11 protein-coding genes and 1 pseudogene are annotated in these 16,035 nt (G+C 68.9%); 4 read left to right on the forward strand and 8 right to left on the reverse strand.

From position 1 onward, the window contains the following. Nucleotides 1-23: 23 nt before the first annotated feature. The 5 genes from ACIPWY_RS08515 to ACIPWY_RS08535 form a co-directional block, all read right to left on the reverse strand. Nucleotides 24-1,781, reverse strand: a complete 1,758-nt coding sequence (locus ACIPWY_RS08515) for an NAD+ synthase (RefSeq protein WP_393698322.1) — start codon at nt 1,779-1,781, stop codon at nt 24-26. Nucleotides 1,782-2,109: 328 nt separating this feature from the next. Beyond that, nucleotides 2,110-3,156, reverse strand: coding sequence for a LacI family DNA-binding transcriptional regulator (locus ACIPWY_RS08520; RefSeq protein WP_362899786.1), 1,047 nt, complete (start codon nt 3,154-3,156; stop codon nt 2,110-2,112). Nucleotides 3,157-3,229: 73 nt separating this feature from the next. Continuing rightward, the gene (locus ACIPWY_RS08525) at nt 3,230-4,867 is read right to left on the reverse strand and encodes a sugar ABC transporter substrate-binding protein (protein ID WP_362899787.1); all 1,638 of its coding nucleotides are present in this window, start codon (nt 4,865-4,867) and stop codon (nt 3,230-3,232) included. Between the two features lie 48 nt (nt 4,868-4,915). Beyond that, entirely contained in the window at nt 4,916-5,818 is a 903-nt protein-coding gene (locus ACIPWY_RS08530; RefSeq protein WP_362899789.1) for a carbohydrate ABC transporter permease, read from the reverse strand. Continuing rightward, nucleotides 5,815-6,669 (reverse strand): ABC transporter permease subunit, encoded by an 855-nt coding sequence (locus tag ACIPWY_RS08535; protein WP_362899791.1) that lies wholly within the window; start codon nt 6,667-6,669, stop codon nt 5,815-5,817. Before ACIPWY_RS08535 ends, ACIPWY_RS08530 begins: the two co-directional genes overlap by 4 nt. A gap of 345 nt (nt 6,670-7,014) precedes the next feature. Between ACIPWY_RS08535 and ACIPWY_RS08540 the strand changes: the two genes are divergently transcribed. Together ACIPWY_RS08540 and ACIPWY_RS08545 are read left to right on the forward strand one after the other, a co-directional pair. Next, nucleotides 7,015-7,989, forward strand: a complete 975-nt coding sequence (locus ACIPWY_RS08540) for a hydroxyacid dehydrogenase (RefSeq protein ID WP_362900090.1) — start codon at nt 7,015-7,017, stop codon at nt 7,987-7,989. A 107-nt stretch (nt 7,990-8,096) separates the two neighbouring features. Next, the gene (locus tag ACIPWY_RS08545; protein ID WP_401532502.1) at nt 8,097-10,094 is read left to right on the forward strand and encodes a carbohydrate binding domain-containing protein; all 1,998 of its coding nucleotides are present in this window, start codon (nt 8,097-8,099) and stop codon (nt 10,092-10,094) included. Between the two features lie 69 nt (nt 10,095-10,163). Here the strand turns inward: ACIPWY_RS08545 and ACIPWY_RS08550 are convergent, their stop codons facing one another. The 3 genes from ACIPWY_RS08550 to ACIPWY_RS08560 form a co-directional block, all read right to left on the reverse strand. Then, entirely contained in the window at nt 10,164-12,110 is a 1,947-nt protein-coding gene (locus ACIPWY_RS08550) for a S53 family peptidase (RefSeq protein WP_362899795.1), read from the reverse strand. A gap of 193 nt (nt 12,111-12,303) precedes the next feature. After that, nucleotides 12,304-12,921 carry a DUF305 domain-containing protein gene (locus ACIPWY_RS08555; protein ID WP_383888976.1) on the reverse strand — a complete coding sequence of 206 codons (618 nt, stop codon included), beginning with the start codon at nt 12,919-12,921 and terminating at the stop codon, nt 12,304-12,306. Beyond that, complete coding sequence (locus ACIPWY_RS08560; protein WP_362899799.1) at nt 12,918-13,580, reverse strand: DUF3105 domain-containing protein; 663 nt, start codon at nt 13,578-13,580, stop codon at nt 12,918-12,920. The genes ACIPWY_RS08555 and ACIPWY_RS08560 overlap by 4 nt, the downstream gene beginning before the upstream one ends. Nucleotides 13,581-13,900: 320 nt before the next feature. Between ACIPWY_RS08560 and glnA the strand changes: the two genes are divergently transcribed. After that, the gene (gene glnA, locus ACIPWY_RS08565) at nt 13,901-15,262 is read left to right on the forward strand and encodes a type I glutamate--ammonia ligase (RefSeq protein ID WP_100592577.1); all 1,362 of its coding nucleotides are present in this window, start codon (nt 13,901-13,903) and stop codon (nt 15,260-15,262) included. Between the two features lie 540 nt (nt 15,263-15,802). Further along, nucleotides 15,803-16,035 (forward strand): annotated as a pseudogene (locus ACIPWY_RS08570) (hypothetical protein); the annotation flags it as partial.

Below are 16,035 nucleotides of genomic sequence, written 5' to 3' on the forward strand. Positions count from 1 at the left end.
GTTCGGAGGGCTGGGGGCGGTGACTACTGCGCCGTCTCCCGCCACCTGTTCGTGATCGGCAGGCGGCGGTCCTTGCCGAAGCCCTTCGCCGAGATCTTCGTGCCCGGCGGGTACTGGCGGCGCTTGTACTCCGCCGTGTCCACCATCCGCAGCGTCTTCGTCACCAGGTCCGCGTCGAACCCGGCCGCCACGATCGCGTCCGCGCCCCTGTCCCGGTCCACGTACATCGCCAGGATCGCGTCCAGCACCGGGTAGTCCGGCAGCGAGTCCGTGTCCACCTGGTCCGGGCGCAGCTCCGCGCTCGGCGGCTTCGTGATCGAGTTCTCCGGGATCGGGGGAGTCTGGCCGCGCTCGGCCGCCGCCCGGTTGCGCCACTCGGCCAGCCGGAAGACCGTCGTCTTGTACACGTCCTTGATCGGGCCGTACGCGCCTGCCGAGTCGCCGTACAGCGTCGAGTAGCCCACCGCCAGCTCGGACTTGTTGCCCGGCGCGAGCACGATGTGGCCCTCCTGGTTGGAGAGCGCCATCAGCATCGTGCCGCGCAGCCTCGACTGGAGGTTCTCCTCCGCGAGGTCCGTCAGGCCCAGCGACCCCATGTACGCGTCGAACATCGGCTCGATCGGGACCGTACGGAAGTTGAGGCCCGTCCGGCGGGCCAGCTCCGCCGCGTCGTCCTTGGAGTGGTCCGAGGAGTATTTCGACGGCATCGCGATGCCGTACACGTTCTGCGCGCCGAGCGCGTCGCACGCGATCGCCGCCGTCAGCGCCGAGTCGATGCCGCCCGACAGGCCGATCAGCACCGAGCGGAAGCCGTTCTTCGCGGCGTATGCGCGCAGGCCCACGACCAGCGCCGAGTAGACCTCCTCGTCGCCGTCCAGGCGGTCGGCGTAGCCGCCGGTCAACTCCGGGTCGTACGCCGGGACTTGGTCCTCGGAGAGCGTCACGCGGTCGATGCGCAGGCCGTCGTCGACCGTGCCCGACGGGGCCTCCGGCTCGGCGGCCGGGAGGTCCAGGTCCAGGACCACGCAGCCCTCGGCGAACTGGGGCGCCCTGGCCACCACTTCGCCCGCCGCGTCCACCACGATCGAGTCGCCGTCGAAGACGAGCTCGTCCTGGCCGCCGATCGTGGCGACGTACGCCAGCGTGCAGCCCGCCTCCTGGGCGCGCTTGCGCACCAGGTCCAGGCGCGTGTCGTTCTTGTTCTGCTCGTACGGCGACGCGTTGATCGAGATCAGGAGGCCGGCGCCGGCGCTTCGGGTGGCCGGGACGCGGCCGCCGTCCTGCCAGAGGTCCTCGCAGATGGCCAGCGCCACGTCGATTCCGCGTACGCGGATCACGGGCATCGTGTCGCCCGGCACGAAGTAGCGGAACTCGTCGAAGACGCCGTAGTTCGGGAGGTGGTGCTTGGCGAACGTCAGGGCTACGCGGCCGTTGTGGAGGACGGCGGCGGCGTTCTGGGGGGCGCCTGCGGGCTGGCCGTACCTGGGCTGGGCCTTCTCCGAGCGGTCCAGATAGCCGACGATCACGGGGAGGTCGCCGTGGCCCTCGGCGGCCAGGCGCTCGGCCAGGGCCGTCAGTGCCTGGCGGGACGCCTCGACGAAGGACTCGCGCAGCGCGAGGTCCTCCACCGGGTAGCCGGTCAGGATCATCTCGGGGAACGCGACCAGGTGCGCTCCCTGTTCGGCGGCGTGCTTGGTCCAGCGGATGATCGCCTCGGCGTTCCCGGCGAGATCTCCGACGGTCGAGTCGATCTGATTCAGGGCGAGACGTAGTTGAGGCACGGGGTCAGTTTATCGTCTGTCTGACGCGATGTCGTCTTGGTCCGGGGGTTCGGTGGGGGTGGGCTCGGGTGCGTTTTTGGGTGCGGGCTCGGTGTGGGCTGCTCAGGTGCGCTTCTTGGGTGCGGGGCCGCGGGGCAGTACGTGCTCGCTGTTCTACGGGTTTCCGCTGCTCAGCCGAATCGCCCGTACGTGGTGCTGGTGGCTCCGCGCGCACATGCCCCCACGGCCCCTCCCGATTCGTCGGCGCCTGGCTGTCCGGTGGGGCTGTCTGCCGGCGGTCCGCGTCTCGTACGCGGCTGTCCGCCCGGTGGGTCTTCCGCTTCTCGGGTCAGGCGTGGTGTGGGCTGACGCTGTTTCTGATCACTATGTGCGTGCCCAGGAGGTGGCGTTGCTGGCCTGGGCGGGTCATGCCTGTCAGGGCCAGTCTTACGGCCGTGCGGCCCAGTTCCGCGGCCGGGATGTGGACCGTGGTGAGGCCGGGCGTGATGTCTGCCGCCACCGGGTCGTCGTTGTAGCCGACCACCGAGATGTCCTCGGGGACCCGTAGGTTCACCTCCGCCAGTGCGCGGATCGCCGCTGCCGCCACGCGGTCGTCGCCCGCGAAGACCGCCGTGAAGTCCGGCTTGCCGTTGCACTTGTCGAGCAGGTCCCGCATCGCCTCGTAACCGTGGTGCTGGCCGAAGCCGATGCCGTGCAGGATCGCGTCCGAGCGCGGGACTCCGTGGTCGTCCAGTGCGCGCAGGTAGCCCGTTACGCGGGCCTCGCCCGTCGTGTTGCCCGGCTGGTAGCCGATCATCGCGATCTTTCGGTGACCGGCGCCCAGGAGATGGCTTGTTATCGCGTGCGCGCCCGCTCCGTTGTCGTACTCGACCACGAGTGCGGGGACGTCGGGTGCCGGTGCCGGTCTGCCGCACAGGACCAGGCGCGAGCCGGCCGCGGCGAGTGCCTGGGCGTAGTGCGCCATCCGCTCGCGGTACTCGTCGTCCTCGATGACCCCGCCGACCAGGACCACGGCCTCCGCCGCTTGTTCGCGCATCATCTGGACCAGTGCCAGTTCGCGGGCCGGGTCGCCGCCCGTCGAGCAGACCAGGGTGAGTCTGTTGTGCTGGGCCGCTTCCATCTCCACGCCCTGCGCCACGGCCGCGTAGAACGAGCTGACCACGTCGAACATCAGGACCGCGATCGTCTTGCGGCCGGCGCCGGCGAGGGCTCGGGCATGCGCGTTGACCACGTAGTCCAGGTCCTTCACCGCTCTTTGGACCTTGGCGCGCGAGGCCGCCGATGTCGGGTAGTTGCCCGCCAGGACGCGCGAAACAGTCGCGACCGAGACGCCCGCGCGTGCGGCCACATCGCGGATGGTGACCCGCTCACCCACTGTTGTGTCTCCTCAACTTGCCTGTCCGGGGCGGGCGATGCCGCCCCGGACCATCATGGACGATGCCGTACGTTCAGTGCGCCGCCTCGTACTCCTTGGCGAATTCCTCCAGCGCCTGCTGCCCACCCTGGTTCAGCCACTTTTTGTAGACCTTGTCCCAGTCGGAGACCTTCTGGCGGCCGGTGACCGTGGCCGTCACGCCGTCGCTGATGATCTGGTCGAGCGTCGCGCCCTGCTTGTTGTACGTGTCCGACTGCAGGCCCCAGCGGTCGTTCGGCACCATCATCGGGATCACCTTCTGCTGCCAGGCGTGGAGGCGTTCGACGATGTCTCCGTAGCCCGGCGCGTACAGGACCTGCGGCGCGTCGCTCAGGTAGACGAACGGCAGGTTCACCTTCGACTCGACCAGGCCGAGCGGTGTCGCTATCGGGTTGTTGTCCTTGTCCCGCTTGAAGTGCGTCCCCTCCAGGCCGAAGTGCACCAGCTCGTACTCCTCGGTCCCGAACGGCGAGGCCAGGTAGTCGAGGATCCGCAGCATCAGCTTCACGCGGTCCTTCGATGCCTTCTTGATCACCGTGTAGCCGAAGATGCCCTGCGACTGCTGGTAGCCCGGTGTGGTGTCTTTGGGGGTGTAGGGGACCAGCGCGTCCAGGTCGAAGGCGTCCTTGATGCCCTGTGCCGAGCCGGGGTAGGAGAGGAAGCCGTCCGTCATGGAGAGGACCGTGCCGTTCCAGAACTGCGTCTTGAGGTCCACCTGCGAGACCGATGTTGCTTCGGGGTAGTACGCGCCGGCCTTGCGCAGGTTCGACATGAACTCGAGCGTGGTCTTGAACTCGTCCGTGCTCGCGAAGAACGTCGCCTTGTCGTCCTTGATGCGCCACTGGTTCGGCGCCCCGTGCCATGTGGCGTGTGTTTTGTAGCCGAAGTACGCGGTGGAGGACGCTCCCAGGGACCAGGTTCTGCGTGTTGTCGTTTCCTTTGCCATGGCCGTGAAGTCGTCGGCGGACATGCCTGGCTTGTAGCCCGCCTTCGTGAACGCCTGGCCGTTGAAGTACATCGTGTCCTGCGGCTTCGGGCGCTCCACGGGGACACCGAAGATCCGGCCCGAGATCCGGCCCATGCCCTGCCAGGCGTACGTCGGGATGCCCGCCAGGTTCGGGTAGTCCTTCACCGCGTCGCCCGACAGGTACTCGGTGAGGTCCGCGCAGCGGGACTTCACGAACTGCGCCTCGCGCGGCAGGACGTAGCCGCCGCCGATGTTGATGATGTCCGGCAGGTCGTCGCCCGCGAACAGCGTCGCCATCTTCGTGCGGAAGTCCGCGTCCGGGACCACGGTGAACTCGACGTCCACGCCCAGAGCTTCGTTGATCGCCGCCCACAGCTTGTTCTGTGCCGCCGGCTTCGGGGGTGTGCCGTAGGTGATGGAGAGGACCTTGATCTTCTCCTTGCCCGTGCCGGGCTTCTCCGCGACGGCCTTGACCAGCTTGCCGGGGTACGTGGTGTAGCCCGCCTGGACGCCCTCCGCGGTGGCCGCCAGGTCCGGCTTCGCGCCGGTGGCGGGGGTGTACGTCGGCCACGCGGCCGCCTTCTTGCCCGCGTTGGAGACCGAGCCGCCGCCACCCGAGTCGGTGGAACAGGCGGTCAGGAAGGACGGGGCGGCCAGGGCGGCGCCGCCGACGGCTATGGAACGCAGCAGGGTGCGACGCGACATCGAGGAACCGGACACGTGAGTGGACCCTTCGGGAAAGTGGGCAGCTGGCTAGCTTTTGACGGCGCCGGTGAGCACGCCCTTGGTGAAGTACTTCTGGAGGAACGGGTAGACGAGCAGGATCGGGACGGTGGCGATCACCAGGACCGCCATCTGGGTCGTCTGCGGGGCCGAGACCATGCCGGCCTCACTGAGGCCCGTGTCGGAGATCTGCGCTCCGCCGATCACGTAGGTGCGCAGGACCTGCGAGAGCGGCCAGTGGTCGGATTCCAGGTAGATCGAGGCGTTGAACCAGGCGTTCCAGTAGCTCACCGCGTAGAACAGGCCCACTACGGCGAGGGCTGCCTTGGACAGCGGGAGCACGATCCGCCAGAACACCGCCCAGTCGCCCGCCCCGTCCAGGCGCGCCGCCTCGTACAGCTCCTCCGGTATCCCCTGGAAGAAGCCTCGCAGGACCACCAGGTTGAAGACGTTGATCAGCACGGGGGCTATCAGGGCCGCGTACATGTTCTGCAGGCCGAGGCCCTTGACCAGGAGGAACGCCGGGATCATGCCCGGGGGGAAGAGGAAGGTGAAGAGGATGACGAGGAGGATCGGTTTGCCGCCGAGTACCCCTGGGCGGCTCAGGGCGTAGGCGAGGAACGATGTGCAGGCCAGGGATGCCAGGGTGCCTGTGAGGGTTACGCCGATGCTTACGCCCAAGGCCTTGGTGACGATGCCGCCGCTGAGAATGTTCCGGTACGCCCTCAGGGTCGGGTCCGTGGGCCACAGGACCCAGCCGCCGTTGTCCACCACCTCTTTGTTCGAGGCGAGTGACGTGGAGATGATCACCAGGAACGGGATCAGGACCAGGGCCAGGACGACGGCTATCGCGACCGCCTTGGCTGCCTGGGTGGCGGGCCCTGGCCTCTCCTTCCACGCCGGGCGTGTGGGGTTTCTCGTCGTCGTGGTCACTTGTAGATCCCCTGTTCGCCCAGCTTGTGCGCCACCCGGTTGGCCGTGAAGACGAGGACCGCGCCCACCAGGCCCTTGAACAGCCCTGCCGCTGCCGCGTATCCGGTGTCCCCGCCGACAATTCCCTGCCAGAACACGAACGTGTCCAGGACCTCGCCCACCTCCGGGCCCACGGACTGGCGCTGGAGCAGCATCTGTTCGAAGCCGACGGACAGGATGTCGCCGAGCCGCATGATCAGGAGGAGCACGATGATCGGGCGGATGGACGGCAGCGTGACGTGCCAGAAGCGGCGCCAGGGGCCCGCACCGTCGATCGCCGCCGCCTCGTACTGCTGCTCGTCGACCTGCATCAGCGCCGCGAGGAAGATGATCGTGCCCCAGCCGGCGTCCTTCCAGACCACCTCGGCGACGACGAGGGGGCGGTACGCGTCCGGGTTGCCGATGATGTCGACCGTATGGATCCCCGAGTCGCCCAGGAACGAGTTCAACAGTCCTGTGTCGGACAGGACTTGCTGGAACAGTGCGACCACGATCACCCAGGACAGGAAGTGCGGCAGGTAGACCACCGACTGCACGAAGCGGCGCAGGAGGTCCGACGTCAGGCTGTGGAGGAGCAGGGCGATCGACAGGGGGACGGGGAAGAAGAAGGTCAGCTGCAGCACGGCTATGTAGAAGGTGTTCCACGTCGCGTGCCAGAAGTCCGCGTCGCCGAACATCCTCGTGAAGTTCTCGAAGCCCACCCAGGGGCTCGCCCAGAGGCCGTCGAACGGGACGTACTCCTTGAACGCCACGACGTTGCCGACGAAGGCGCCGTAGTGGAACACCAGGAAGTAGGCCAGGCCCGGGACCATGAGCAGCAGGAACGTGCGGCTGCTCCGAAACCGTTTCCGGAAGCTGTCCTGCCTGGGTTTGTGCGTGTTTGACCCGCTGCTCTCAGTGCCGGGGGGCTTCACCGCCTCGGTCTCGGGCCTGTCCTTCGCCACCGTGGGCACGGAAACCCCTCCGTCGTTGGAACAAGGTGAGCGGGAATCTAAAACGGTTACTACGCCAGGTCAACCCCCTTGTCCCAGCGATCTATTGACCATCCTTCAGGGTTGGGCCTAGCCTCCTGACATCTTGAGGTAACCGGTTACTAAAGATCTGCAGCTGGAGGGTGGTAGCGCGTGGCAGCACACCGACCGATCGCGGCACTGGCCATGGATGCCGAGGTGCTCGACCGGGTCATCCCGACCGACCTGCGGCAACGGTTGGGCCGGTGCGCCGACCTCGCGCCCGTTGCGCTGACCGGACCGCTCGGCACGCCCGAGGCCCGCACGGTCCTCTCCGGCGTCGAGGTGCTGATCACCGGCTGGGGCTGCCCGCGGCTCACCGAGGACGTCCTGGCCCAGGCGCCCCGGCTCCGCGCCGTCGTGCACGCCGCCGGATCGGTCAAGCCCGTCGTCTCGGACGCCCTGTGGGACCGGCCCGGCATCACCGTCTCCTCCGCAGCCGACGCCAACGCGGGCCCCGTCGTCGCCTTCACGCTCGCCGCGATCACCTTCGCGGCCAAGAAGGTGCTGCCCGTCGCCGCCCGCTACTCCGGCGGCTGGCCCGGCTTCACCGAACGCGAGGGCGCCGACGGCCGCGTCGTCGGGATCATCGGCGCCTCCCGCATCGGCCGGCGCGTCATCGCCGGGCTGCGCGCCTCGGACGCGGGGTACCGGATCCTGCTCACCGATCCGTACGTCACCGAGGCCGATGCCGCCGGGCTCGGCGCCGAACTCGTCGAGCTGCCCGAGCTGTGCCGGCGCAGTTCCGTCGTCAGCGTGCACGCTCCTCAACTTCCGGAGACCCGTGGGCTGTTGGGGGAGGCGATGCTGAAGCTCATGCCGGACGGGGGTGTTGTCGTGAACACCGCCCGGGGTTCGCTCGTCGATACCGAGGCGCTGACTCGCGAGTGTGTCGCCGGGCGGCTCGACGCGTTCCTCGATGTCACCGACCCCGAACCGCTGCCCCCGGAACACCCGCTGCTCGCCCTGCCCAACGTCCTCGTCACCCCGCACGTGGCGGGCGCGCAGGGCGGAGAGGTGCGTCGGCTGGGGCTGTACGCGGTGGAGGAGGCCGAGCGGTACGCGCGGGGTGAGGAGCTTCTCGGGCGGCTCGTCAGGGAGGAGCTCGGGCGGCTCGCCTGAGAGAGTGAGGGTCGGTTGATGTAACCGTTTCCCGGCGGGCTCTTGACGTCAACCTCCGTGCTGGACACGGTACTTGCCGACCGCCTCTCCTACCTTCAGGAGTAAGAATGGCACCGGTTACATCCGCGCTCCGAAGAGCCTGCACCCCGCTCGCGGCCGGTCTCGCCCTCACCGCCTCCGCCCTTGTGTCCCCGCCCGGCGCCCAGGCCGCCGGCCCCGCGCACCCCGGCCGTCCGTCCCACCCCTCGCAGTCCGCGAGCACCCCCTACTACGTGGACTGTTCCGCCGCCGCGAACGGTGACGGCAGCCTCGCCGCGCCCTACAACAGCCTCGCCGCCGCCAACGCCGTCACCTACGGGCCCGGCGACCGGCTCTACTTCAAGCGCGGAGCCACCTGCCGCGGCCAGCTCAAGCCCACCGGATCGGGCTCCGCCGCCGCACCCGTCAGGGTCGCCCCCTACGGCTCCGGCGGCGCGCGCCCCGTGATCGAGGGAGGCGGCACCGTCTACGCCGCCGTCCATCTGCTCAATGTCGAGCAGTGGGAGATCCAGGGTCTTGAGGTCACCAACAAGGGCGCCACGGACGCCGAGCGCAACGGCATCCTCGTCGAACTCGCCGACCACGGCACCGGTACCCACTACGTCCTCGACGACGTCTACGTCCACGACGTCAACGGCGGCGACACCAAGAACAGCAACGGCATCCAGTTCCGCGTGTCCGGGACTGTGACACCGACCCGCTTCGACGACGTACTCGTCCAGAACAGCGAGATCTACAAGGTCGACCGCGAGGGCCTGACCACCCAGTCCACCTGGGCCTGCCGAGCCGTCTACGGCTGTACCAGTGGTCCCGCGTGGACGGCGAGCACGCGCGTCGTGTTCCGCGGCAACAAGATCCACGACATCGGCGGCGACGGCATGGTCGTCCGCGTGACCCGCGACGCCCTGGCCGAGCACAACGAGGCGTACGACATCTGGATGCGTTCGGCGGGCAACAACGCGGGGCTGTGGACCATCAACAGCGACGGGACCGTCTTCCAGTACAACGAGGTCCACCATGTGCGCCGTAAGGCGGGCATGAACGACGGCATGGCCTTCGACGCCGACTTCGGCACCCGCGGCGCCGTCTTCCAGTACAACTACAGCCACGACAACGAGGGCGGCTTCCTGCTGCTGTGCGGGGCCTGCGGCAGCGGCGCCGACACGGCCGGGACCGTCGCGCGCTACAACCTCTCCGTCAACGACGGCTCGCGCATCCTGTACGCCGTCGGCGACGCGGCCGCCCAGATCCTCGACAACACCTTCTACATGGGGGCCGGTTCCACCACGTCCGTCGTGGAGAGCAGTGGTGGTGCGTCCACCACGCTGTGGAGCAACAACATCTTCTACAACCTCGGCACCGGCGGTTACGGCGGCAAGCCCGCAGAGCACACCTGGCGCAACAACGTCATGTACGGCAACCATCCGGCGTCCGAGCCCGCCGACCCCGGCAAGGTGACCGCCGACCCGCTCCTCGCCGACCCGGGCTCCGCCGATCCCGCGGGATACAAGCTCAAGGCCGGTTCGCCCGCGCGCGGTGCCGGGCAGGTCACCACCGGCTCCGGCGGCAAGGACTACTTCGGCTCGCCCGCGCCCGTCGCCTGTCGTCCCGACATCGGCGCCCAGCAGGTCTCCGCGTTCGATGACGCCGCCTGTTCGGGCGGGACCAATCTGGTCGCCAACCCCGGATTCGAGACGGGCGTCTCGCCCTGGGCGCCCTCGGGGGCCGTCGCGGCCGACACCGCGAATCCGCACGGAGGCGGCTCCAGCCTGCGCGTCTCTGGGACCCCGAGCACGGCCGAGCAGAAGATCACCGTCGCGCCGAACACGACGTACATGCTCTCCGGCTGGGGGCGCGTCGACGCGTACGACACCCAACTCGCCGTGGGAGTGAAGAACTTCGGCGGGACCGAGACCCGGATTCCCGCCTTCAGCGCCTTCGGGTGGCGTACGGGCAGCATCACCTTCACCACGGGCGCCACCAACACCTCGGCGACCCTCTACTGCTACACCCGCACCGGCAAGGGCAGCGGCTGGTGCGACGACCTGAGGGTCGTCAAGCAGTAGTAGGCGGTGGGGAGTTGAAGCGGCGCCCGCCCCCGGTCATCCCCGGGGGCGGGCGCCGCTCATCGTGGGTCAGCGACGGCCGAAGGACGTCACGTAGCCCGGCGCCGGCGAGCCGACACCCGTCACGTCGTCGTAGCCGCGGACGGCCTTGAGCGAGCTGTCCTTGCCGAGGCTGCGCAGGGAGGTCAGCAGGCCGTCGGCCGCGTCGAACCCGTTCGCGTAGTCGACACGGACGACCGCGAGGTCATGGCCGTTCGGCTTGTCCGTCACGTCGTGGTAGATCTTCGAACCGGAGCGGTCGTAGATCGCCGGGTTGGCGAAGCCGAGCGCGTGCCCGCCGCGGGCCTCCTGGACCAGCGCCTGCACACCCGCGATGACGGGCGCCGCGAGCGACGTGCCGCCGATGCGGTACTCGTCGTACTTGAGCGAGCCGTCGGGGAACGTCTGTGACTGGCCGACGAGGAAGCCGGTGTTCGGGTCGGCCACCGCGGAGATGTCCGGAACGGTACGCATCTTCTGCGAGCCGCCGTTGGCGCGCGCCAACGAGTTCGGGACGACACCGCTCTGGTAGAACGGCTGCTTCACCGTCTTGCTGGTGCCGCCGCCCGCGCCCGAGGTGTACGCCCCGGGGAAGGCGTCCCAGCTCTTGCCGTTGGCCGACAGGTTGGCCTTGAGCGTGCCCCAGCCGGTCTCGAACTGGTACTTGTCGCCCTTGCCGACGGCCAGCGACGTGCCGCCGACCGACGTCACCCACGCCGAGTTGGCGGGCACGTCGACCTGCTTCGTGCCGGTGTGCGCCACCTCGTCGCCGTTGTCGCCGGACGAGAAGTAGAAGCCGATGCCCTCGATCGCGCCGTACTGGAAGATCTGGTCGTACGCGGCGGCGAGGTCGGGGGTCTGGTTGGCCTCGATGTCGCCCCACGAGTTCGACACGATGTCGGCGAGGTGGCCGTCGACGATCTTGCCGAGCGAGTCGAGCAGCGCGTCGTCGTAGCAGGACGCGGCGCCGACGTAGGTGATGTCGGCCGCGGGAGCCACGGCGTGCACGGCCTCGACGTCGAGGGTCTCCTCGCCGTACCAGCCGGACGCTCCGCACTCCTCGGTCTTGGTGTAGTCCGCGGGCAGGACCTGCTTCAGCTGGCCACTGCGGTAGGGCGCGTCACCGTTGCGCTTGGCGTAGGTGGCCGCGTCCTTCGCGATGGTCGGCGAGGCGTACGCGTCGGTGATGGCGACGCGGACTCCCTTGCCGGTCTTCTTGCCGGCGCCGTAGGCGGCACGCAGCTGCTTGCCGGTGTAGCCCTTCACGGCGTACGGGGCCTTCTGGCCGTACGCGGACGGCAGGGTGCTCGCCGTCTTCGAGCCGTAGTACGACGAGAAGGGGCCGGCGTTGTGGAACACGGCGTCCGGCGGCGGCAGCGTCTCGTCGTGGTTCGCCTTGTGCGGCGCGCTGTCCAGGCCGGTCACGGTGAGGACCGCGCCGTTCAGGGACGCGGGCACCGTGGCGGCGGCCGTGGGCGCGCGGTAGGTGTGCTTGCCCTTGGCGTAGTTGTGCAGCTGGGCGCCGAACGCCTTCTCGGCGGCGGCGACTTCGCCCGACACGGAGATGTAGTGCTTGCTGACGTCGGTCACGGTGAGGCCCGAGGACTCGAGCCACTTCGTGACCTCGGCTATCTGGGCCTCGGTCGCGCCGAAGCGGGCCTGCGCCTGCTTGGCGCTGAGGTACTTGCCGTACGACGCCGACTGCGGGTCGGACACGGCCTTCGCGTACGCCGCGAGGCCCGCCGCGTCGCGCCCCGCGAGGTAGACGCGGGCGTGCACGGTGGAGCTGTTCGACGCGGCACCCTGGTCGGCCTTGGCCGTGGCCCACAGCGGCTTGGTACCGGTCAGTGCGTCGCGGGCGCCCGGGTTCGGGTCGGCCTGGGCGACGGGTGCTGCGATGGCGAGCGCGCCGGCGAGCAGTGGCAGTGTCGCTGCCAGGCTGAGCCCGGCGCGGGCCGCGGCACGGGTGGATCTCATACAACCCCCTGCGATGTGGTTCGTCGCGTGTGGCGACGGTGACGCGCGTGCACTGGATCGACCTGCGCACGCAACTGATCACTGTTGCGCCGAACCGTTCATGCAAGGGGAATGGAAGCGCCAAGAAGAGCCCAAGGAACGCCATACGAGGGCGATTTGGGGCGGTACGTGATCGGGGTGAGGCTTCCCGGTCCTATGACCGGTCCTTCAACATTCCCGCCATCAGGTCGAGTTCCGACTTCTGCGAGGCGACCATGCCCGCCGCGAGCCGCTTCTCCACCCCGACCCCGCAGCGCTCCACGCACCCCTCGGCCATGTGGACGCCGCCCTTGTGGTGCGCGGTCATCAGCTGGAGGTACAGCACCTCGGCCCGCTTGCCTTTCGCCTTGCGGAGCTCGTCGAGCTGCGAGTTCGTGGCCATGCCCGGCATCAGCGCGCCGTCCTGTCCCGGCGGCATGTCACCCATGCCCATCCAGGACATCGGCGGCTTCGCGGACACCTTCGGCAGCCCCCACAGGTCGAGCCAGCCGAGCAGCATGCCGCGCTGGTTGGCCTGGGTCTGCGCGATGTCGTAGGCGAGGCGGCGCACCTCCTCGTCATCGGTGCGGTCGCGCACGATGTACGACATCTCGACGGCCTGCTGATGGTGGACCGCCATGTCCCGCGCGAACCCCGCGTCGGCGGACTCGGTGCCCGGCACCCGCACGGCCGACGAACCGCCGTCGTCCCCGTCGGCGACCGCGTACGTGACCGCCCCGGCCGCGACGAGCACCGCCGCCACGGCCGGCGCGATCCAGGCCGCGCGCCTCACTGGGACAGACCGTTGGTGCAGGCGGCACCCGGCTCGGGCGTCTGCTTGCCCTGGACGAACGTCGAGAAGAACGAGGCCACGTCCGGGTCGGTGGCGCTCTTCACGGTCCGCTGGTGACCCCAGGCGCTCAGCATGATCGGGTCCTTCTGGTCCTGGTCCGGGCTCATCAGCGAGTACGGCGTCTGGCGGACCTTCGCCGCGAGCTTCTGCACGTCGCCCGGGTCGGCCTTGTCCGTGTACGTCACCCAGACCGCGCCGTGCTCCAGGGCGTGCACCGCGTTCTCGTTCGGGATCGGCTTCTTGTAGACGTCGCCGTTGCAGTTCATCCAGACCTGGTTGTGGTCCCCGCCCACCGGCGGCGTCATCGGGTACGTCACCTTCTTCGCGACGTGGTTGCGGTCCAGCTTCCCGGTCCAGGTCTTCACACCGTCCGAGCCGGTCTTGAACGACCCGGCCGACGACTTCGCGTCCGCCGTGTCCTTCGCGTCGTCGCCCTTCATGAGGGCCCACGCCCCGAAACCGGCGAGGCACACGACGACGACGGCGCTGACTACGACGACGAGGACGCGGCGCAGGCGCTCGCGGGAGCGCTCGGCGCGGCGCATCTCCTCTATCCGGGCCTTGCGCGTCGCGGAGCCGGTGTTCTTGGCGGAACCCATGGTGAGTCCTTCTGGGAAAGGGACGGGACGGAGCTACGGGTCCGCTGATCGTAGTGGGGAGAACGGGGCCGTTGCCATGCCGTGTAGCAGGCGCTCCGGGCGGCAGGGACTATGGGACCAGGGGCCTCGGCAGGCACTATGGGCACGGAGTCGTATACATCTGCTGTTCGCACGATGTTCGGGCCCGGGCCGGCCGGTCGATCAAGGTCGGCAACGCGCACGAAACGGTGATGTGGTGGGATGCTCAGGAGCCTGCCGACGGTGTCCCGCAGGGCGCGGACGCAGGCGGCCTGACCAGCAAGGATGGGTGGAATCGGAAGATGGACAAGCAGCAGGAATTCGTGCTCCGGACGCTCGAGGAGCGGGATATCCGGTTCGTCCGCCTGTGGTTCACGGATGTCCTCGGCTTCCTGAAGTCGGTGGCCGTGGCCCCGGCGGAGCTGGAGCAGGCCTTCGACGAAGGCATCGGCTTCGACGGCTCCGCGATCGAGGGCTTCGCCCGCGTCTACGAGTCGGACATGATCGCCAAGCCTGATCCGTCGACCTTCCAGGTGCTGCCCTGGCGCGCCGAGGCCCCCGGCACCGCGCGGATGTTCTGCGACATCCTGATGCCCGACGGCTCCCCGTCGTTCGCGGACCCGCGCTACGTGCTGAAGCGGGCCCTCGCGAAGACCTCGGACCTGGGCTTCACCTTCTACACGCACCCGGAGATCGAGTTCTTCCTCCTCAAGAACAAGCCGCTCGACGGCTCCCGCCCCACCCCGGCCGACAACTCCGGCTACTTCGACCACACCCCGCAGAACGTCGGCATGGACTTCCGCCGCCAGGCGATCACCATGCTCGAATCCATGGGCATCTCCGTCGAGTTCAGCCACCACGAGGGCGCCCCCGGCCAGCAGGAGATCGACCTGCGGTACGCGGACGCGCTGTCCACGGCCGACAACATCATGACGTTCCGCCTCGTCATGAAGCAGGTGGCGCTGGAGCAGGGCGTGCAGGCGACCTTCATGCCGAAGCCGTTCTCGGACCACCCCGGCTCCGGCATGCACACGCACCTGTCCCTCTTCGAGGGCGACCGCAACGCGTTCTACGAGTCCGGCTCCGAGTACCAGCTGTCCAAGGTCGGGCGCTCCTTCATCGCGGGCCTGCTCAAGCACGCCGCCGAGATCTCCGCCGTCACCAACCAGTGGGTCAACTCCTACAAGCGCATCTGGGGCGGCGGCGGCCGCACCGCGGGCGCCGGCGGCGAGGCCCCCTCGTACATCTGCTGGGGCCACAACAACCGCTCGGCCCTGATCCGCGTCCCGATGTACAAGCCCGGCAAGACCGGCTCCGCACGCGTCGAGGTCCGCTCCATCGACTCGGGCGCGAACCCGTACCTGACGTACGCCGTACTGCTCGCCGCCGGACTCAAGGGCATCGAGGAGGGCTACGAGCTCCCGCCGGGCGCCGACGACGACGTGTGGGCCCTGTCCGACGCCGAGCGCCGCGCCATGGGCATCGAGCCGCTCCCGCAGAACCTCGGCGAGGCCATCGCCCTCATGGAGCGCAGCGAACTCGTCGCCGAGACGCTGGGCGAGCACGTCTACGACTTCTTCCTCCGCAACAAGAAGCAGGAGTGGGAGGAGTACCGCTCCGAGGTGACGGCCTTCGAACTGCGGAAGAACCTGCCGGTGCTGTAAGGGCAGGTCAGAGCGGTTTCGAGCCGCGTCGAGCCTCTGGGGCCGTCGGTCTGTGACCGGCGGCCCCTTCGCGTGCGTCGGGGGCTGGGCCGTCTGTGGGCCGTGGGCCGTCGGACCGGCCCACCGGACAGGCCTCCTGGATCACTTGAGGGCACAGGGGTAACCGGACCAGGGCCTCAGCTGCGTGCTCCGCGGCTTGGCCGGGGACGCCCATCGGGAGGTGTCGGAGTGGCTTTCGAGGGGCTCGGCTGGGATCGGCCCGCTGCCTTCGGTCGCGGCCTCGGTTCCTGAACTCATGGGGGGAAGTCTCGGCAAGCGGTCACGTTCAGCGCAGTCCGGCTGGCAGAGCGCCGCAGCGGACCCAAGGATGTGCTGTGACGGTCGTGGACGCTCTTTGCTGCTCAGCCGTCGCACCCATCACGACGGCCCCCACGAGTCGACCGGCCTGGAGGAAGAATGTCCCGAACTCTCCCTGAGCTTCTGCCAGGCGACGTGCCCGCATTCTCACGCCGTAGCGCACGGCGTCGGCGGCTCGACCGGTTGAGCGTCATCCTGGCGGCATTCTCCATCGCCCTCCTGTCCGCCTCGGCTCCTCACGCCTTTGCCGCGATGCACAAAGACCTGCGCAGTGATCGCCTCTATGTCGTCAACTCCGGCTCGGGCACCGTATCGGTGATCGACACCAGGACCAACGCGTTCGTCGGCCCCCCGATCCATGTCGGTAAAGGCCCTGCCGGGGTGGCTGTGGACAGCGTCCGTGGTCGCGCCTACGT

Origin of the sequence: Streptomyces sp. NPDC090032 (genome assembly GCF_044748025.1) — a bacterium.
Lineage (GTDB): Bacteria > Actinomycetota > Actinomycetes > Streptomycetales > Streptomycetaceae > Streptomyces.